Origin of the sequence: Actinomadura alba (assembly GCF_014323705.1) — a bacterium.
Classification (GTDB): domain Bacteria; phylum Actinomycetota; class Actinomycetes; order Streptosporangiales; family Streptosporangiaceae; genus Actinomadura_C; species Actinomadura_C alba.
Genome location: NZ_JABVEC010000043.1, coordinates 26,784 through 45,160 on the forward strand (window position 1 = coordinate 26,784; position 18,377 = coordinate 45,160).

Here is an 18,377-nt window from a genome sequence, read left to right on the forward strand (position 1 = left end):
TCCAGCAGCGGTTCATTGCAACAGGGCGGCCAGCACACCGGTCGTACGGTCGAGTTCCTCTTCGGTGTTGTAGTAGTGAACCGACGCGCGCACCCTCGGCAGCGGGCTGCGACCCGCGTCATAGCGGTAGCTCTGCTGGGCCACCCGCACGTTGATGTGCCGCTCGGCGAGCAGGCCCACGATCTCGGCGGCGGCGAGGTCCGCGTGCGTGAACGTCACGATCCCGCTCTTGCGCAGGCCCCGGTCGTGCACCGTCACGCCGGGAAGCTCGGCCAAGGCGGCACGAAGCCGGGTCGCGAGTGAGAGAACCCTGTCCTCGATGGCCGCGACGCCGATGTCCATGGCATAGGCCGCCGCCCGCGCCTGACCGAGCTGACCGGCGACGAACCGCTCCCACGTCTCGAACCGCCTGGCGTCCGGCCGCAACTCGTAGGAGTGCGGGCCGGTCCACTCGGCGGCGCGCAGGTCGACGAAGGGAGGGTGCAGGTCGTCGAGCACGTCCCGGCGGACGTACAGGAAACCGGTCCCGCGCGGACCGCGCAGGAACTTGCGGCCGGTCGCCGACAGCAGATCGCAGCCGATCTCGGTGACGTCGATGGCCAGTTGCCCGACCGACTGGCAGGCGTCGAGGAGGTAGAGCGCACCGGCCGCCCGGGTCAGCCGGCCCACCTCCGCGGCCGGGTTGACGAGCCCGTCGTGAGTCGGCACATGGTTGATCGCGACCAGCCGTACACCGCCGTCGTCCAGCATGCGCGCCAGCGCCGGCAGGGACAGCTGGCCGTGCTCGTCGTCGGGTACGACCTCGACGGCGACCCTGTGCCGGGCCGCCGCGTGGATGAAGGCGAGCGCGTTGCTGGAGTACTCGCTCGTCGTGGTGAGGATCCGGTCACCGGGCTTGAACGGGATCGCGTGGAACGCCATCTCCCACGCCCGGGTGGCGTTCTCGACGTAGGCGATCTCGTCGGACCGGGCACCGATGAGCCGGGCGAGCACCGCATAGGAGTCGGTGAGCAGGTCCATCACGGCGTCGGCCGCCTCGTACCCGCCGATGCTCGCCTCGAGCCGCAGATGGTCGATGACGGTGTCGTGCACGACCGCGGGCGGCAGCGCCGCACCGGCGTTGTTGAGATGGACGACGTCCGCGCACCCAGGTGTCTCGGCCCTGATCCGCCCGATGTCCAAACCCGAATCCTCCCGGCCCCGTCGAGTCGGTGTCGCGGGTCGACACTACCCGGCGCACCGGCGGCCAGAGCCCCCGGCAAAGGCCGGTCGAGAAAGAGGGCTGGTCGAGAAAGAGGGCGGCCGGCCCGAAGGCCGGCCGCCCTCCCGGGAGGCGGTGTCAGGTGGTCACCGTCGGATGCGGCGTCAGCCGCCGTTGATGCCGAGGCCCTTGGCGACGCGGTCGCCGAGGTCCTTGTGGATGTTGCGCCAGTACTCGACGACGCGCGGCTTCATCTCCGCGGTCACCGCGGGCGCCGACGCGTGACCGACGATGTTGGTCACCAGGTGCTCACGGTCGACGTCGCTCAGGACCTTCTCCCAGAGCGCGCGCGGCTGGCTGAAGTCGTCGTCCTCGCGGTGCAGCCGATAGGCGCTGCGTGTGATCTCGCCCGCGACGTCCCAGCTCTCACCGGCCCACAGCTGCGGGTCGGCCGCCGGGCCGCCCACGGTGTTCGGCGCGTAGACCGGGTCGCTCGGGTTCTCGTACCGCATGGCGCCGTCCTTGTTGTACGAGTGGACGGGCGCCTTCGGCCGGTTGACCGGAAGCTGCAGGTAGTTCGGGCCGATCCGGTACCGGTGGGTGTCGGGGTAGGAGAACAGCCGGCCCTGCAGCATCTTGTCGGGCGAGGCGGCGACGCCGGGCACCATGTTGGCCGGCTCGAACGCGGCCTGCTCGATCTCGGCGAAGTAGTTCTGCGGGTTCCGGTTCAGGGTGAACCTGCCGATGGTGATCGGCGGGTAGTCCGCGTGCGGCCAGACCTTGGTCAGGTCGAACGGGTTGAACCGGTAGTCCGCGGCCTCCTCGAACGGCATGACCTGGATCTGGACCGTCCAGGTCGGGAACTCGCCGTTCTTGATCGCCGTGTGCAGGTCGCGGAGGTGGTGGTCGGGGTCGCTCGCCGCCATGGCGTCGGCCTCGGCGGCCGTGAAGTTCTTGATGCCCTGGTCGGTCTTGAAGTGGTACTTCACCCAGAACTTCGCGCCACCGGCGTTGTACCAGAGGAACGTGTGCGAGCCGTAGCCGTTCACGTGCCGCCAGCTGTACGGGGTGCCGCGGTCGGTCATCAGGAAGGTCACCTGATGCGCCGACTCGGGCGACAGCGTCCAGAAGTCCCACTGCATGTTGTTGTCGCGCAGGTGGGTGTCGGCGCGGCGCTTCTGCGAGTGGATGAAGTCCGAGAACTTCTGCGGGTCGCGGATGAAGAAGATCGGCGTGTTGTTGCCGACGAGGTCGTAGTTGCCCTGCTCGGTGTAGAACTTCAGCGCGAAGCCACGCGGGTCACGAGCGGTGTCGGCGCTGCCGAGCTCACCGGCGACGGTCGAGAACCGCAGGAGCAGGTCGGTCTGCTTGCCCTTCTGGAACAGGCCCGCCTTGGTGAACTGGCCAACGTCCTCGGTGATCTCCAGAACACCGTAGGCGCCGCCGCCCTTGGCGTGCACCACGCGCTCGGGCACCCGCTCGCGGTTGAACTGCGCCATCTTCTGGATGAGGTAATGGTCCTGCAGCAGCAGCGGGCCGTTCGGCCCGATGGACTGTGAGAACTCGTCACTCGGCGCCGGGATGCCGGCGTCGGTGGTGGTCACGGGCCGTTCGGTCATGGTGCGGCTTCTCCTTGCCTCATTCGGTTCCGCTCTGCCCGGGCTGTGCGGACGCCTGCGCGGCCCGCTTCCCGCCCGGCTCGGATTCGCGCGCTGCCCCTTGGCAGTCCGGGCAGATGCCCCAGTACATGACGTCGGCCTGCTCGACCTGGTAGCCGGCGTCGGACACCGGTTCCAGGCACGGCGCGTACCCCACCGCGCAGTCGACGTCGCTGATCTTTCCGCACTGTCGGCACACCAGGTGATGGTGATTGTCGCCGACGCGTCCCTCGTATCGGGCCGGGCTTCCGGCCGGTTCGATGCGTTGCAGGAGACCCGCCGCCGTGAGCGCGCGCAACGCCTCGTAGACGGCCTGGGTGGAGACGTGCCCCACCCTGCCGCGCACACCCAGGGCGATGGCTTCGACATCGAGGTGATCGCCGGCCCGTACCGTCTCGAGGATCGCCACCCGGGCGGCGGTGACCCGAAGCTTCGCACCGCGCAGCTCGTCGGCTGCGGAGGGCGTCGACGGCGTCGGCCTCCTGGTCACGGCCTCAACCTACTCACCTAAACACGAATGAGTCAAGAAAACGATTTCCCCATCTTAGTTAATGATTTAGCAAAAGACAGGCCCAGGTCAGCGGGTGTACGGCCTCGTTGGCGGCGTCAGCCGAGGTCCGTGTTCGGTGATCCCTCGGCGTTGTTCGGTGGTCCCTCGGCACTGCGCCGCCGCCGCTTCCCGGGTTCGGCCCCGGCGTTTCCCGCGATCTCGGCGAGCGCCTCCGGCGATGCCAGGGAGCCGCCTCGCGGCCCGGCCTGCGCCATGCCCGGTCCGAGCTCGTACGGAGGGGTGTGGACCGGCGAGTTCACGAGCGCCTCCGCCTCCGTGCTCTCGCCCGCGTCCACGGAGGTGCGCTCACGCCCCCGTTCGTTCCGCCCCTCGCGCCCGCGGCCGACCTCGGCCCGGCCCCTGCCTCGGGTCCGCTCGTCCGGCGCGCCGGACTCCGCCTCGTCCGCGCCGCCGAAGGCCTGCGAGACCGCGCGCAGCGCCGAGGTGACCTCGCCCGGGATCACCCAGAAGGTGTTCCCCTCGCCCTGCGCGAGCTGCGGCAGCGTCTGGAGGTACTGGTAGGCCAGCAGTTTCGGGTCGGGGTCGTTGTCGTGGATCGCGCCGAAGACCTCCTCGATCGCCTGGGCCTGCCCCTCGGCCTTGAGGATCAGCGACCGCCTCTCGCCCTCTGCCTTGAGGATCGCGCTCTGCTTCTCGCCCTCGGCAGTGAGGATCTTGGATTGCCGCAGCCCCTCGGCGGTGAGAATGGCGGCGCGCTTCTCGCGCTCGGCGCGCATCTGCTTCTCCATGGCGTCCTTGATGGACGGCGGCGGATCGATCGCCTTGATCTCGACCCGGGTCACCCGGATGCCCCACTTGCCGGAGGCGTCGTCGATGACGCCGCGCAGCGCGGTGTTGATCCGGTCGCGCGAGGTGAGGCTCTCCTCCAGATCCAGGGTGCCGATGACGTTGCGCAACGTCGTCGCGGTGAGCTGCTCTATCGCCTTGATGTAGTCGACGATCTCGTAGTCGGCCGCCCTCGGGTCGGTGACCTGGAAGAACAGCACGGTGTCGATGTAGACGACGAGGTTGTCCTCGGTGATCACCGGCTGTGCCTTGAACGAGACCACCTGCTCGCGCAGATCGATCAACGGCTTGACCCGGTCGACGAACGGGACGATGAAACTGATGCCCGGTTCGAGCGTGCGGTGGTAACGCCCCAGACGTTCGACATTGCGTGCGCGCGCCTGAGGAATGATCCACACGGCTCTCATCACCGCGGTGGTCAGCACGAGCACCGCACCGACGAGAGCGATGAGCATGGCGACGGCGATGTCGGTCATGGCTACTCCCGGGGATACACGAGGGCGGTCGCGCCCTCGATCGCGAGGACGTCGACCATGGCGCCTTCGGGAATGACGATGTCGGGGTCGAACGGCCGAGCCGTCCACTCCTCGCCGCCGATCCGCACCCGCCCGGCCAGCCTGGTGACCTCGGTCAGCGTCAGCGCCTCCCGGCCGACGAGGGCGGCGGTCCCGGACCGCAGCATCGGCGGCTGCCGGATGTGGCGGGTGGCTACCGGCCGTACGACGACGAGCCCCGCGACCGAGGCGGCGGCGAACACGCCCACCTGAGCCGCGACGGGCAGGCCGAGGGCTCCGACCACTCCGGCGGCGAGTGCCGCGACCGCGAGCAGGCCGAGCGACAGCGTAAGACTCATCAGTTCCGCCACGCCGAGCACGGCGGCGATGACCATCCAGACGACCCAGGCCTCCATCGCATCTCCTCAGAGGCGGCCGCTTGTCCTGGCTTCACCGTAACTCCGCGATCGCCGAGTCGGCCATGCCTGCCGGCCACCAATCAGGCCGTACGCGATATTGCGATCCCGCCCAGAGCAGCGGCCCAGGGGTTACCGCCGCCGTCTCCGGGAAGGGGAACCACGCGCGCACCAGCGACCACCCGATCCGCGGGTGGCCCCTGAACCTGCCTGGGAGCTACTGTCGATTACGGACCTCCGGTACCGGTAAAGGGGGATCGGGATCGTGAACCAAAGAGTCAACAAGATCTTCCGGCGAAGATCCCTGCCACTGCCGACGCCGCATCCGGTAGATCTCGCCGAGGGGCTTGAACACACCCGTGCGCTGGACCGCCCCGCGCGCGCGATCAGCAGGACCATCAGGGAGGTCCTCCGTCCCGGCCCGGTCAAGGACCTCCTGCACGGCGTGCCCGCGGGCCATCCGGCGCACCCACCGCTGACCGACGTCTCGGTCGGCTGCTGGATCTCGGCGGGGGTCCTCGATCTGTTGCCGGGCACCGAGCGGGCATCGGAGGTTCTGATCGCCGCGGGTCTCGTGGGCGCGGTGCCCACGACGCTGACCGGGCTGGCCGACTGGTCGGTCCTGCATCCCGAGCAACAGCGGGTCGGCCTCGTCCACGCCCTCGGCACGGCCACCGCGAGCGCCCTCTACCTGGCGTCGCTGATCACCCGGCGCCGCGGCCGCACCGCCGCCGGCAAGGCGCTCGGCTACACCGGCTTCACCTTCCTCATGGCGGGCGCCTACCTCGGCGGGCACCTCGCGTTCCGGCAGGGCGCGGGCGCGAATCACGCCGAACCGGTGGCACATCTGGTCCCGCTCGGCTGGCACGACCTCTGCACGGCCGACGAACTGCCTGATGGCTGGCCGGTGCACCGCCGCCTCGGCTACATCAGCCTCTTCGTGCTACGGACGCAGGACGGCATCCACGTGCTGGCCGACCGGTGCGCGCATCTCGCGGGACCGCTCCACCAGGGCCGGATGGTCACCGAGACCGACGCCGACGGCGTCACCGACCTCTGTGTGGTCTGCCCGTGGCACGGCAGCACGTTCCGCGTAAGCGACGGCTCGGTCGTCCACGGGCCCGCGACCGGACGCCAGCCCGCCTTCGAGACGCGTGTCACCGAGCACGGCATCGTTCAGGTCCGCCCGAAGGTCTGAGCGGCCCGCGCTCACCGTGGACAGCGGCACCCGGCGAACGCCCTCAGCAGGTGACGGCGCTGCCGGTCGCTGAGCCGTCCGACGCGACGTTTCTCACCCACCCCGCCACGCGCCATCAGCGTCGCGGCCGAAGACGCGTCGTGGCCGGGCAGAGCACGCAGCACCTGTCCCACCCGCAGACGTCTGGCCGCCGGGTCCCTGCGCTTGAGAACGTCGGCGAGGCTCATCCGGCCGGATCTGACCGCCGCCAGTATCGACGCTCGATCACGCCCGGCGGTGGCGCGCGGCGGCGATGTGCTCGGCGCCGGTGCCCTCGGGCCGGGCGCGCTGCTGGCGGCCGGCCGCACCGTCGTGGGCCCGGGCCGGCCCGCCCGGGGTCCGGCCGAACCGCCCCCGCGCGCGCCGGACCTGCCCGAGCCCGACCTGCCCTGGTCAGACCTGCCCGAGCCGGGTCCGCCCGGGCCCGAGTCGGCGGTGTCGGACCCGCCCGTTCCCGAGCGGGTGGCGGCGGGGGCGTCCGCACCGGGCCGGGGGATGGCGGCGCCGGTCGTACCGGATCCGGCCGGGTCGCGCCTGGCGGCCGGCGACTTCGCGGCGGACGGCACCGGCACGGAGGGCCTGCCCGCCCGCGGGCGCGGCGCGGCCGGCCACGATGGCGCCGATGCGGACACCGGCGAGTGACGGTGCCGGGTCTGCCCCTGGCTCGGCCGGTGACGTGCGGGAGACGATCCATGTCCATGTCCATGTCCATGTCCGGGCGGCGGCCCCAGCTCACCGGGGCGGACGGCGCGGCGCGGTGGGCGGCCGACATGACCGAACGTCTCGATGTACCGCGTGTTCTGCTCCCGGCCGATCCTGCGCTGCACCTCGTGTGCCATGGCGAGGAGCGCACCGACCGAGAGGGCGACGACCGCGGCGACCGCGAGGTGCCGGGTGACCAGGCGTTCGCCCTCCCGTTTGTGCACGGCCAGGCGCAGACCGACCACGGCGGTGCGCAGCAGGATGCCCGCCACCATGCCGAGCAGTACCGGGACGACTTTTCCCGGCAGGGGGCTGACCGTCGCGATGACGACCCCCACCGCGGGGCTGACGCACGCCACGACGAGCCATGGGCCGATCCGCTGTTCCGCCATATCCAGCAGTGCCGCCAGCGCCAGCCCTTCACTGGCCGAGTGGACGATGAGCGCCATCACGATCAAGACCGAGGTGCTCAGCGCAAGCGTGGCGCCCTCGATCGCCCGATGCGTCGTCAGCGCCGTCGCGGTGCCCACGCCGCCGAACAGCGCGGCCCCGACCGCCTCTTTCAGCCGCCGGTGACGTCCCGGCGCGTGCGTCGCGACGACCTCCTCGTCGGAGGCGACCTCGAGCCCGTAGGCCTCTCGGGTGAAAAGGGCGATGGCGAGGAAGCCGCCCGCGACCGCGACCCCGACCACCCACAGGGGCACGCCCGTCTCGGCCGCGTCGCGCGACGCGTCGGGAAGCAGGTCGGTGAGAGTCACCACCAGCATCGTCGCGGACGCGATCGCCAGCCACGCCACCACGTGCCGGGACCTGCGGCGGGCCAGCCAGGCCCCCGCGAGGGTGGCGGCCGAGACCAGCAGCACGGCGAACCAGACTCTGCCGGCGGGAGGATCCTCGCCCAGCACCGGGTCGGTGGCCTGTATCCAGTGACTGAGCAGCATGCGCGACACCTCCTCGACGAACCGGCACCACTTGCTGATCGACCGCCCGCACGGGCGTCAGTAGGACTCCTCCCGCTCGTCGATCTCGACGAGCAGGCCGCGCAACTGATCGATCTGGCTCTCCAGGGTCTCCCTGAGCCGGCCGCCGTAGTCGAGGGCCTCGCGCCTGACGACGTCGGCCCTGTCGCGGGCCACCGCGATGATCTCTCGGGCCTGCTGGTGGGCCTCCTCGATCGCCCGGTCAGCGGTCTGCTGGGCCAGCGCGACGATGCGCGAAGCGCTGTCGCCCGCCGTTCCCGTGCCGTGCCGGGAGGACTCGAGCCGGGCCCTCAGCGCCGCGTTGTCGCGCAGCACCCTGGTCAACGTGGTCTCGACCTCGTACAGAAAGGTGTCGACCTCACCCAGGTCGTAGCCCTCGCGGAAGCGGACGGTGGCGAACACCTTGTTGTGCACGTCGGCCGGGGTGAGCCAGCCGGCTCCGGAGGCGGGGTCGAGCCCGGGCTCGACAGGCCCCTCGGTGGCATCCGGGTTCCCGCCGGGAGCGTCGGCGTGGGCGATAACGTCGTCGAGCTGCGTCATGATGGGGGAACCCTTCTCGATCAGGTCGCAGGGCCGATCCACACACAACGCTACCCTTTCATTGCTCTGAGTAATCGCCGCCTTGGTTGACATCCGAGCGGACGCGGGTAAAAAAAAACGAGGTCGCGGACGGCCGGCGGGAGCCCGCCGGCCGCGCGTGACCTCAATGCCCCTCGGAGCCCTCGCCCGATGGCCTGGCCTGCCCGTCACCCGTCACCGGGTGCTCCACCAGCGCGAGGATCCGGCTGGCCATGAACCGGGCCGTGCGCACCGGGGTGCCCGTCCGCGTCACCTCGCTGACCTCGACCACACCCCGCCTGTTCGTGATGTCGACCCGCCGCCCGGCGCGGGTGGCGACCACCTCGTACGTCCGCGTCACCCCGCCGGCATCGATGACGATTTCGACCCAGTCGCCCTTCATGGCGTGACCCTCCGCCTCGTCGAACGTATATTCGAGTTATACCCACTGAGGGTTCGGTTGAACCGGTCATTGACGACGAATCGGCTGGTCAGCCGAGGAGAAGCTTGCCGACCGCGATGAGGCCGACGGCCACGATGAAGGCACGCAGCGCCGCGGCCGGCAACCGGCGCCCGAAGGCCGCGCCCAGCAGCCCACCGAGCGTCGATCCGATCGCGATGAGCGCGACCACCGCCCAGTCGACGTCGGCCACTGCCACGAAGAGCACCGCGGCGGCCGCGTTGACCAGACCCGTCAGCACGTTCTTGGTGCCGACGATCCGTTGCAGGTCGTCGTCGAGGAAGATGCCGAGCAGCGCGATCAGGACGACGCCCTGGGCCGCGCCGAAATAACCCCCGTAGACGCCGGCGCCGAAGACACCGGCCCAGAGCCACGGCCCACCGTGCGGGTGGTGCTTCTCGCGCCGCGCCGCCAGCCACCCGTTCAGCCGCGGCTGGACGATCACGAGCACCAGCGCGATCAGGATCAGCACGGGGACGATGACGTCGAACGCGCCCTTGAGCACGCTGAGCAGCAGCGCACCGCCGAGGAGCGACCCGAGCACGGAGGCGACGCCGAGCCGGATCAGCCGGCCGCGCTGCCCGTCGAGCTCCCTGCGGTAACCGAAGACCCCCGCCGCCGAGCCCGGCACCAGGCCGACGTTGTTGGACACGTTCGCGACGACCGGCGGGTACCCGAGGGCGATGAGGACGGGAAAGGTGAAGAGCGACCCGGAGCCCACGACCGCGTTGATTCCGCCCGCCGCGGTGCCGGCGCCGAAGACGGCTACCGCCTCGAGGGCATTCACCCGAACTCGGCCCGGCCGAACGTGCTGGTCACGCGCTCGATGGTAGAACCGGCCCGATCACGCGGTGAGACCAGGGACCGATTTCCGCCCCCGCCGCCGTCACCGTCACCGTCAGCGAGTGGCGCGCGCGTACCAGCGCCCGTCCTGACGCTCGACGGTCAGCGGCAGCCCGAAGCACTTCGTCAGGTGCCGGCTCGTGAACACCTCGTCGACCTTCCCCATGGCGATCACCGAGCCGCGCCGGATCAGCAGCGCGTGCGTGAAGCCCTCGGGCACCTCTTCCACGTGGTGGGTCACGAGCACCATCGAGGGTGCCATCGGATCGTCGGCCAGCCGACTGAGCCGGGCCAGCAGGTTCTCGCGGCCGCCCAGGTCGAGACCGGCGGCGGGCTCGTCGAGCAGCAACAGCTCGGGGTCGGGCATCAGCGCCCGGGCGATCAGCACTCGCTTGCGCTCGCCCTCCGACAGGGTCGAGAAACGACGCCGGATCAGGCTCGCGCAGCCGAGCGCGTCGAGCAGTTCGACGGCCCGGGTGAGGTCGGTGGAGTCGTACTCCTCCTTCCACCGCCCGATGATGGCGTACGAGCCCGTCAGCACCAGGTCGATGACCTTCTCGTTCGCGGGCACCTTCTCGGCGACCGCCGCGCTCGTGAAGCCGATGCGCGGTCTCAGGTCGAAGACATCGGTCTTGCCCAGCCGCTCGCCGAGCACCGAGACGGTGCCCTCGCTCGGATGCAGTGTGGTGGCCGCCACCTGCAAAAGCGTCGTCTTACCGGCCCCGTTGGGACCGATGATGACCCACCGCTCGCTCTCGTTGACCGTCCAGTCGATGTTCCGGAGCAGTGCCGCCCCGTCGCGTCGGACCCCGACACCGTGAAGTTGCAGTACCTCTCCGGTCATCGCGCCCTTCCCCAAGGAATCCCGTCTCAGTGGACGAACTTATGCCATCTGGAGCACTTATGGTGGTCGGCATGCACGTCGCACAAGCCTCCCCTGCACTCGTCGCCTGGGGCAACGCCTGGTTGAGCGGCCACGTGGGGCTCGACGAGGCCGCCGATGCCGTCGAACAGATGTGCGGCCAGCACGTGGTGACCGGCATCCCGGGAGAGAGCGGCGAGATCCCCCTGCGGCGCGGGCTGGGCTGTCTGCGGGTGGCCGGGATGAGCGCGCTCAAGCTGGCCCTGCCGGTCCCCGGCGACCTCCTGGGGCTCACCGGGCCGCCGGAGCTCAACACGGCCGCGCTCGAGGCGGGTGGGGCCGCCCTCGTCACCCTGACCTCCGGGCCCGTCGGTCTCGTGCCGGCCGAGGATCGCCGCGGCTCCTCCTACGTCGGCGTGCGGTGGAACGTTCTCAACGCGCGGCCGGGCGTCGCCGACGTGCCATCGCTGCCGGAGGCCGACCACCAGTTGTCCCTCGCCCTCAGGGACGCGACGGACGCGCTCCTCATGGTCGAGGATGTGACGGACTGGCGGCCCGAGATGGCCGAGGCCCTCACCGCCGTGCGGGAGTCCCATCGCGGTGAGCCGGCGGGCGAACTGGCACCCGGTTACCATGCGCGCGCGCACCGCGTGGCCGCCCTGGCCGGGCGGCTGTCCGTGGTCGTCGACCTGGCCCGGCGGGTGGAGAGCGAGGGACTCACCGCCGACCAGATGCGCCGGCGCGCCGACGCCCTGCGCCTGCTCGACCGAGCCGTACGGCGCGCCAGCGTCGCCGCCCACAACAGCGCATTCGATCCGGTGCCGTGAACACTCAATGCACGGCCTGCGCCGACCGGGGGGTCGCCCTTCACGCCGTGAGCGCGGCGGTGCTCGCCGTCACGCGGCACCTGTCCGTGCAGGAGGTGTTGCAGGTCATCGTGCGGGCGGCGGCCCAGCTGCTGGACGCCCGCCACGGCGCGCTGGGCGTGCCCGACGAACAGGGGTCCTTCGCCGAGTTCGTCGTCGAGGGAGTCTCGGACGAGGAGTGGGCGGCGATCGGGCCGCTGCCCCGCCAGCACGGCATGCTGGCCGTGATGCTCCGGGAGCCGCGGACGCATCGCCTCACCGACATCCGCAGGGAACCCGACTTCGACGGCTGGCCGACCGCGCACCCGATCCTCAAGGACTTCCTCGGGGTACCGATCCGCGACGGCGACCAGACGCTGGGCATCATCTTCCTCGCCAACAAGCGCGTCCCCGGCGGCTTCACCGAGGACGATGAGGAGTTGCTCACGCTCTTCGCGGCGCACGCGGCCATGGCCCTGACCAATGCGCGGCTGCACGAGCGCGGGCGTGAGCTGACCGTCGTCGAGGAGCGCAACCGGCTTGCCCGTGAGCTGCACGACGCGGTGGCCCAGAAGCTCTTCTCGCTCCGGCTGACCGCACGTGCGGCCGCCGCGCTGGCGGTCCGCGATCCGGACCGTACGGTCGCGGAGCTCGAGCGGGTCGAGCGGCTCGCCGGCGAGGCGCTCGCCGAGCTGCGCGCCGTGATCTTCGAGCTGCGCCCGGCCGACCTCACCGGCGACGGCCTCGTCGCTTCACTGCGCAAGCACGTCGAAGTGCTCGACCGGGTCTACGACGCCGAGCTCACGTTCGCCGCCGACCCGGGGATCGCGCTGACCGGCCAGGGTGAGGCGGTGACGTTCCGCGTCGCCCAGGAGGCGTTGTTCAACGCGTTGCGACACGCCCGGGCGACCAGGATCACCGTACGGCTGTCAACTTCGGCCGGCCATGTGATCCTGGAGGTCTATGACGACGGCGGCGGATTCGACGTCGCGGCCGAGAGCGGCCGCGACGGGCTGGGGCTGACATCGATGCGAGACCGGGCCATGTCGATCGGGGGCACCCTGACCATCGGGTCCGGGGGCGGCGACGGCACACTCGTCCGGCTGGAGGTCCCGCTGTGATCCGCGTGCTGATCGCCGATGACCATCCCGTCGTACGGCAGGGACTGCGGACCTTCCTCGGCGTGCAAGAGGACATCGAGGTGGTGGGCGAGGCGACCGACGGAACCGACGCGGTCACGCTGGCCGAGTCGCTCGAACCGGACGTGGTCCTGCTCGATCTCAACATGCCCGGGGTCGACGGCCAGGCGGCGCTGGGCGAACTGCGCGCCCGCGGGGTCGGGGCGCGGGTGCTCGTGCTCACCAGCATGAGCGAACGCGCCCTGGTGCCACCGGCCGTGCGCGCGAGCGCGGCCGGCTACCTGTACAAAGACGTCGACCCGGACGCCCTCGTGCGGGCCATCCGGGCGGTGAACGACGGGCATGTGCTGTTCGCGCCCGAGGCCGCCGACGCGATGCTCCCGCCGGCCGCAGGAGGCGGGGCCGGGCGGGATCCCGGGCTCGCCGCGCTGACCGAACGGGAGCGCGAAGTGCTCGTCCAGATCGCCCTCGGCCGGTCCAACCGGGAGATCGCCCGTGCCCTTGTTGTCTCAGAGAAGACGATCAAGACCCATGTTTCCAATATCCTGATGAAGCTCGGCCTCGCCGACCGTACCCAGGCGGCTCTGCACGCCGTCCGGAACGGGCTCGTCGAGGGCTAGCGAACCCTACTCACGAGATCGACATCCAAAATCAGTATGAACGTCGCAATCAAGTACACCGCAGGCTCGGACGTCGGGGTCAGCCGCCAGAACAACGAGGACTCCGCGTACGCGGGCCCCTTCCTGCTCGCAGTCGCCGACGGCATGGGCGGATACGCCGGCGGTGAGGTCGCGAGCTCGACGGTCATCGAATCTCTCCGGTCCGTCGACGCGCAGGTGCCGCCGGATCGGCTGGTCGACACGCTCGGCGAGGCCGTGGAACGCGCCCACGCGAGGTTGCGCGATGTGATCGCGGAGCACCCGGAACTCGACCGGATGGGCACCACGCTGACCGCCCTCCTGTGGTCGGGCCCGTACATGGCGCTGGCCCACATCGGCGACTCGCGCGGCTATCTGCTCCGCGGGGGCGAGTTGTTCCAGATCACCGAAGACCACACCCTCGACAAGCTGCTCGAGGGCGAGGCCGGGCCGTCACGGCTGTCCAACGTGCTGTTCCGCGTGCTCGACGGCCGCAGTGAGGGCGAGCCGGACATGTCGCCACGCGAGGCCAAGGTCGGCGACCGCTATCTGCTGTGCTCCGACGGGCTGACCGCGGTCGTCGGCCCGCAGCAGATCTACGAGGTGCTGACCGGCACCGACGATCTCGACGAGGCCGTACGTCGGCTCATCGAGCTGGCCAACCAGGGCGGCGGCCCGGACAACATCACCTGTGTGCTCGCCGACGTGGTCGAAGGCCCGACGGAGCAGAGAGCGCCCGTGATCGTGGGTGCCGCGGCCAACAACGGGTGAGGCCGCCCGGTCACCGCGGCCGTCTCGCGCGGTGACGGCTCCGGTCGCCCATGTCAGCCTGGGCTGACATTCTTCTCGTGTCAGCCTAGACTGACACCATGACGACGATGACGGAACTGGCGGCGGCCGTGGACAGCCGCGATCCGGCCACCGGACTGGCGGCGGTGGCCGCCCTGCGCAGGCTGGCCGAAGAACTCGAGGCTCTGCACGTGAGCAACGCCCGCGCCCAGGGCTGGTCATGGGAGGCGATCGCCTCCGCACTGGGCGTACGCAGGCAGTCCGCGCACAAGAAGCACGCCGGCCGGATAGCCGAGGGCCGGCCATGACGATGCTCGCGAAATTCACCCCCACCGCGCGCACCACCCTGATCAGGGCCGGACTGCTGGCGAAAGAGGCCGGGCGCGAGCGGCTCGGCACCGACTTCCTGCTGCTGGCCCTCGCCGAGGCGCGACCGGTCGGCCCGGGCCTTCCGGACCTGGGCGTCACCGCCGCCGAGGTGCACGCCGAGATCGACCGGCGGCGCGACGGCGGCCCACGGCCGCCGGACGGGGAACTGCTCGCCGCCCTCGGCATCGATCTCGAGCAGGTCCGACGCCGCCTGTCGGCCGCCACGTCGACGCGCCTCGACGATCCGGCGCTCTGGCGGCTGCACCGTTCGCGCCTCCGCCCGCTGCGGGTAACGCTCACCGGCCCGGCGACCGACCTGACGCTCGACGAAGGCGGCCGGAAGGTGGTCGAGGTGGCGTCGTGGGCGGCCCGCCGCAGGGGCCGCGGGCTAGCCGACCGTGACGACGTGCTCTGGGGGCTGCTCGCCGACGGCGCGAACGAGTCGGTGCGGATCCTCCGCGCGCTCGACGTGGACCTGCGCCGCCTCTGGACTGACCTGATGAACGGCCGCGCCGCCGCCTGATGGCACGTGACCGGGTGGCGGGCTTAGGACCATCTGACGATGCCGGTCCGGCCCGATGGCCGATGCCGCGCCGGGCGGCCGGTTCCTACCGTCGAGCACATGACCGAAAGAACCGCTCTCATCACCGGAGGATCGCGCGGCCTCGGGCGCGCCCTCGCGCACGCTCTCGCCCGGGACGGCTGGAAACTCATCATCGATGCGCGGGGGGCGGACGCCCTCGACGCCGTCGCCGCCGAGTTGCCGGGAGACGTTACGGCCCTCGCCGGCGACCTCGGCGACTCGTGGCACCGGGCCGCGCTCGTCAGTGCCGTCGAGGAGGGCGGCGGCGGCCTCGATCTCCTCGTCAACAACGCGAGCACCCTGGGCGCCGCCCCGCTGCCGCGGCTGGCCGACTATCCGCTCGACGAGCTCGAACGGGCCTTCCGGACGAACACGATCGCCCCGCTCGCGCTGGTCCAGAGCCTGCTGCCCGCGCTGACCCGGCGCCGAGGCGCCGTCCTCGGGATCAGCTCGGACGCCGCCGTCGAAGCCTACGAAGGCTGGGGCGGCTACGGCGCCACCAAGGCGGCCTTCGAGCAGATCTCGCACGTGCTGTCGGTCGAGGAACCCGGGCTCGCCGTCTGGTGGGTCGATCCCGGCGAGATGCGCACCGAGATGCTGCGGGACGCGATGCCGGAGGAGGACCTGTCCGCGACACCGCCGCCGGAGACGGTGGTGCCGGCACTGTTGCGACTGATCGACGGGCGGCTGCCCAGTGGCCGGTACACGGCCGGGGGGCTCCTACGATGACGACCACCATGCTCGAGAAGGATGTTCCACGCGAAACATCGAAATCCATCCTGGCCGGCCGCTACCGGATCCCGACCATAGGCATCGTCCTCGTCGTGACGCTTCTCGCCTTCGAGGCGATGGCGGTGGGAACGGTGATGCCGGTGACCGCCAGGGAGCTGCACGGACTTTCGCTCTACGCCTGGGTCTTCAGCGCGTTCTTGATCGCCAGCCTGCTCGCCAACGTGATCGCGGGCGGCTGGGCCGACCGGGCGGGACCCGGCCGGCCCCTGATGACCGGACTCGTGACCTTCGTGACGGGCCTGGTCATCGCCGGTACGGCACCCGCCATGTGGGTGTTCGTCGCCGGCCGGGCGGTCCAGGGGCTCGGCGCCGGGGCGTCGGGAGTCGCGATCTACGTCCTGGTGGCCCGGGTCTACCCCGAGCACCTGCGGCCTCGGGCGTTCTTCGCGCTCTCCGCCGCGTGGGTGGTTCCGTCGCTGGTCGGACCGGCCTTCGCCGGCCTCGTCGCCGAGCACTTCCACTGGCGAGGGGTCTTCCTCGGGCTGATCCCGCTCGTGGTACCCGCGATGGTCATGCTGATCCCCTCGCTCCGAGACGCCGGCGGCGGCCCAGGTGACCGGCGTGACTCGGGTGACTCCGGTGGCGGGTCCGACGTCCGTGACGCCGGTCCGGCCACCGGCGGCCTCCGCGCGGCCCTGCGAGGACGCGGTGTCGCCGCCATCGCGCTGGCCGGGGGTGCGGGAGCGCTGCTGTTCGCCATCGATCACCCGTCCCTCGCGGTGCTGCCCGCGGCGGCCCTCGGCCTCGCCGGGCTGGCGTTCGGCCTGCCGCGGTTGCTGCCACGGGGCGCGCTCCTGCTCCGGCGCGGCGTGCCGGCCGCGGTGACGATGCGCGGGCTGATGTCCGGCGCCTTCTTCGCCACCGAGGCGTTCATCCCGCTCGCGCTCACCTCGGCGCACGGCTTCACCCCGACCCAGGCGGGTGTGGTCCTCACGTTCGGCGCCCTCGGCTGGTCCGCCTCGTCGTGGGTCCAGGGGCGGGCGGACCGGCCGCACCGGTCCCTGATCGTGCTCGGTGCCCTGCTCACCACCGCGGGCGTCACGGGCATCGCGATCGGCACGCCCGTGTACGCGTGGTCCGCCGTACCGGCCTGGATCCTCGCCGGCTCGGGCATGGGGCTGACCTACGGCGGCCTCAGCGTGCTGGTGCTCAATCTGTCCGCCCCGCGCGATCAGGGTGCCAACTCCGCCGCCCTGCAGATCAGCGACACGCTCGGCGGGGCGCTGGCCATCGGCCTCGCGGGCGCGCTCGTCACCGGTTTCGGCGCCGACCGGCTCGGGCCGGGTCTCGCCTCGGCGGGCGCCCTGACAGTGTTCATCGCGGTCATCGCGGTGGCCGCCGCGATTCGCGTCAGGGACGGACGGGAGCGGCGAGATGCCTGATTTCGCGGTACCCGACTTCGCCCTCCCACCCGCACTCGAGGCGCACGAGCCGCCCGAGGAACGCCCGGGTCCCCACCGCCGATCCCGCGACGCCGTACGGCTGCTCGTGGGCAGGCGCGGTGACGGAACGGTGAGCCACCACCGATTCGGTGATCTTCCAGGCCTGCTGCTCCCCGGCGATCTGCTCGTGGTGAACACCTCCTCGACCCTTCCGGCCGCCGTGCCGCTCGACCGGTTGACGATCCACTTCTCGACCCCCCTGCCGGGCCGCCCGGGGGTGTGGCTGGTGGAGCTGCGGCGCCGCGCCGGCAAGGCGACCGAGCCGTACGGAGGGGGCCTCCCCGGCGAGTGGATCCCGATGCCGGGCGGGGCCACGCTCAACCTGATCGGCCGGCAGACGGCCCGGCTGTGGCGGGCCCGGCTGGACCGCGACGTGGTGCCGTACCTGCTCCGTCACGGCACGCCGATCAGGTACGGGTACGTGCGCGCGGACTTTCCCACGTCCGCCTACCAGACCGCCTTCGCGTGGGACCGGCGGGACGGCGGCGCGGAGATGCCGAGCGCCGGCCGGCCGTTCACGCCCGAGCTGGTGACCCGGCTGGTCTCGCGGGGCGTGATGATCGCGCCGCTGAGCCTGCACACCGGGGTGGCCTCACCCGAGGCGCACGAACCGCCGTACGCCGAGCGCTTCGAGGTGCCCGGGCCGACCGCCGAGCTGGTCGGCCACGTACGGGCCCGTGGCGGCCGGGTGATCGCGGTCGGCACGACCGTGGTCCGCGCCCTCGAGACGGCCGCCGCCGGCGACGGCACGGTGCGGCCGAGCGGCGGCTGGACCGAGCACGTCGTCACCCCGGACGCGGGCGTACGGGCCGTCGACGGGCTGCTCACCGGCCTGCACGAGCCGAGGTCGTCGCATCTGATGATGCTCACCGCCATCGCCGGGCCCGCGCTGCTGAAGCAGGTCTACGACGCGGCGCTGGAGGAGCGCTACCTGTGGCACGAGTTCGGTGATCTGAACCTGCTGCTGCCCTGAGGTCCCACTGATCCGCGTTCCAAGTGATCTTTGTTCCGG

Annotated in this window: 20 protein-coding genes; 10 read left to right on the forward strand and 10 right to left on the reverse strand. The window is 71.3% G+C overall.

Annotation, left to right across the window (positions count from 1 at the left end):
- Positions 1 to 12: 12 nt before the first annotated feature.
- The 5 genes from HKK74_RS34330 to HKK74_RS34350 all read right to left on the reverse strand — a co-directional run bounded on the left by HKK74_RS34330 (position 13) and on the right by HKK74_RS34350 (position 5,126).
- Positions 13 to 1,182: an aminotransferase class V-fold PLP-dependent enzyme gene (locus HKK74_RS34330; RefSeq protein WP_187247576.1), complete on the reverse strand. Its 1,170-nt coding sequence runs from the start codon at positions 1,180 to 1,182 to the stop codon at positions 13 to 15.
- Positions 1,183 to 1,365: 183 nt separating this feature from the next.
- Entirely contained in the window at positions 1,366 to 2,820 is a 1,455-nt protein-coding gene (locus HKK74_RS34335) for a catalase (protein ID WP_187247577.1), read from the reverse strand.
- Between the two features lie 19 nt (positions 2,821 to 2,839).
- The gene (locus HKK74_RS34340) at positions 2,840 to 3,349 is read right to left on the reverse strand and encodes a Fur family transcriptional regulator (protein WP_187247578.1); all 510 of its coding nucleotides are present in this window, start codon (positions 3,347 to 3,349) and stop codon (positions 2,840 to 2,842) included.
- Between the two features lie 116 nt (positions 3,350 to 3,465).
- Positions 3,466 to 4,671: an SPFH domain-containing protein gene (locus HKK74_RS34345; protein WP_246492276.1), complete on the reverse strand. Its 1,206-nt coding sequence runs from the start codon at positions 4,669 to 4,671 to the stop codon at positions 3,466 to 3,468.
- Positions 4,672 to 4,694: 23 nt separating this feature from the next.
- The gene (locus tag HKK74_RS34350) at positions 4,695 to 5,126 is read right to left on the reverse strand and encodes an NfeD family protein (RefSeq protein ID WP_187247580.1); all 432 of its coding nucleotides are present in this window, start codon (positions 5,124 to 5,126) and stop codon (positions 4,695 to 4,697) included.
- Positions 5,127 to 5,391: 265 nt separating this feature from the next.
- Here HKK74_RS34350 and HKK74_RS34355 point away from each other — a divergent pair, with 265 nt between their 5' ends.
- Complete coding sequence (locus tag HKK74_RS34355) at positions 5,392 to 6,324, forward strand: Rieske (2Fe-2S) protein (RefSeq protein ID WP_187247581.1); 933 nt, start codon at positions 5,392 to 5,394, stop codon at positions 6,322 to 6,324.
- An 11-nt stretch (positions 6,325 to 6,335) separates the two neighbouring features.
- Here HKK74_RS34355 and HKK74_RS41160 read toward each other — a convergent pair whose 3' ends face one another.
- The 5 genes from HKK74_RS41160 to HKK74_RS34380 form a co-directional block, all read right to left on the reverse strand.
- The gene (locus HKK74_RS41160; protein ID WP_187247582.1) at positions 6,336 to 8,006 is read right to left on the reverse strand and encodes a hypothetical protein; all 1,671 of its coding nucleotides are present in this window, start codon (positions 8,004 to 8,006) and stop codon (positions 6,336 to 6,338) included.
- 57 nt (positions 8,007 to 8,063) lie between these two features.
- Positions 8,064 to 8,585, reverse strand: a complete 522-nt coding sequence (locus HKK74_RS34365) for a DivIVA domain-containing protein (protein WP_187247583.1) — start codon at positions 8,583 to 8,585, stop codon at positions 8,064 to 8,066.
- A gap of 163 nt (positions 8,586 to 8,748) precedes the next feature.
- Positions 8,749 to 9,006: a DUF8836 family protein gene (locus tag HKK74_RS34370; RefSeq protein WP_187247584.1), complete on the reverse strand. Its 258-nt coding sequence runs from the start codon at positions 9,004 to 9,006 to the stop codon at positions 8,749 to 8,751.
- Positions 9,007 to 9,094: 88 nt separating this feature from the next.
- Positions 9,095 to 9,850 carry a sulfite exporter TauE/SafE family protein gene (locus HKK74_RS34375; RefSeq protein ID WP_187247585.1) on the reverse strand — a complete coding sequence of 252 codons (756 nt, stop codon included), beginning with the start codon at positions 9,848 to 9,850 and terminating at the stop codon, positions 9,095 to 9,097.
- 111 nt (positions 9,851 to 9,961) lie between these two features.
- Positions 9,962 to 10,750 (reverse strand): ABC transporter ATP-binding protein, encoded by a 789-nt coding sequence (locus tag HKK74_RS34380; protein WP_187247586.1) that lies wholly within the window; start codon positions 10,748 to 10,750, stop codon positions 9,962 to 9,964.
- A 71-nt stretch (positions 10,751 to 10,821) separates the two neighbouring features.
- Here HKK74_RS34380 and HKK74_RS34385 point away from each other — a divergent pair, with 71 nt between their 5' ends.
- From HKK74_RS34385 to HKK74_RS34425, 9 genes are all read left to right on the forward strand, one after another.
- Positions 10,822 to 11,595, forward strand: a complete 774-nt coding sequence (locus HKK74_RS34385; RefSeq protein WP_187247587.1) for an Rv1486c family protein — start codon at positions 10,822 to 10,824, stop codon at positions 11,593 to 11,595.
- The gene (locus HKK74_RS34390) at positions 11,592 to 12,734 is read left to right on the forward strand and encodes a GAF domain-containing sensor histidine kinase (protein WP_187247588.1); all 1,143 of its coding nucleotides are present in this window, start codon (positions 11,592 to 11,594) and stop codon (positions 12,732 to 12,734) included. The genes HKK74_RS34385 and HKK74_RS34390 overlap by 4 nt, the downstream gene beginning before the upstream one ends.
- Complete coding sequence (locus HKK74_RS34395; protein ID WP_187247589.1) at positions 12,731 to 13,372, forward strand: response regulator; 642 nt, start codon at positions 12,731 to 12,733, stop codon at positions 13,370 to 13,372. The genes HKK74_RS34390 and HKK74_RS34395 overlap by 4 nt, the downstream gene beginning before the upstream one ends.
- A 36-nt stretch (positions 13,373 to 13,408) precedes the next feature.
- Positions 13,409 to 14,161, forward strand: coding sequence for a PP2C family protein-serine/threonine phosphatase (locus tag HKK74_RS34400; RefSeq protein ID WP_187247590.1), 753 nt, complete (start codon positions 13,409 to 13,411; stop codon positions 14,159 to 14,161).
- A gap of 98 nt (positions 14,162 to 14,259) precedes the next feature.
- Positions 14,260 to 14,487, forward strand: coding sequence for a helix-turn-helix domain-containing protein (locus tag HKK74_RS34405; protein ID WP_187247591.1), 228 nt, complete (start codon positions 14,260 to 14,262; stop codon positions 14,485 to 14,487).
- Complete coding sequence (locus HKK74_RS34410; protein WP_187247592.1) at positions 14,484 to 15,071, forward strand: Clp protease N-terminal domain-containing protein; 588 nt, start codon at positions 14,484 to 14,486, stop codon at positions 15,069 to 15,071. The genes HKK74_RS34405 and HKK74_RS34410 overlap by 4 nt, the downstream gene beginning before the upstream one ends.
- A 99-nt stretch (positions 15,072 to 15,170) precedes the next feature.
- The gene (locus HKK74_RS34415; protein ID WP_187247593.1) at positions 15,171 to 15,860 is read left to right on the forward strand and encodes an SDR family NAD(P)-dependent oxidoreductase; all 690 of its coding nucleotides are present in this window, start codon (positions 15,171 to 15,173) and stop codon (positions 15,858 to 15,860) included.
- Positions 15,857 to 17,305 (forward strand): MFS transporter, encoded by a 1,449-nt coding sequence (locus HKK74_RS34420; protein WP_246492272.1) that lies wholly within the window; start codon positions 15,857 to 15,859, stop codon positions 17,303 to 17,305. Before HKK74_RS34415 ends, HKK74_RS34420 begins: the two co-directional genes overlap by 4 nt.
- Positions 17,298 to 18,338 carry an S-adenosylmethionine:tRNA ribosyltransferase-isomerase gene (locus HKK74_RS34425; protein WP_187247595.1) on the forward strand — a complete coding sequence of 347 codons (1,041 nt, stop codon included), beginning with the start codon at positions 17,298 to 17,300 and terminating at the stop codon, positions 18,336 to 18,338. Before HKK74_RS34420 ends, HKK74_RS34425 begins: the two co-directional genes overlap by 8 nt.
- Positions 18,339 to 18,377 lie beyond the last annotated feature (39 nt).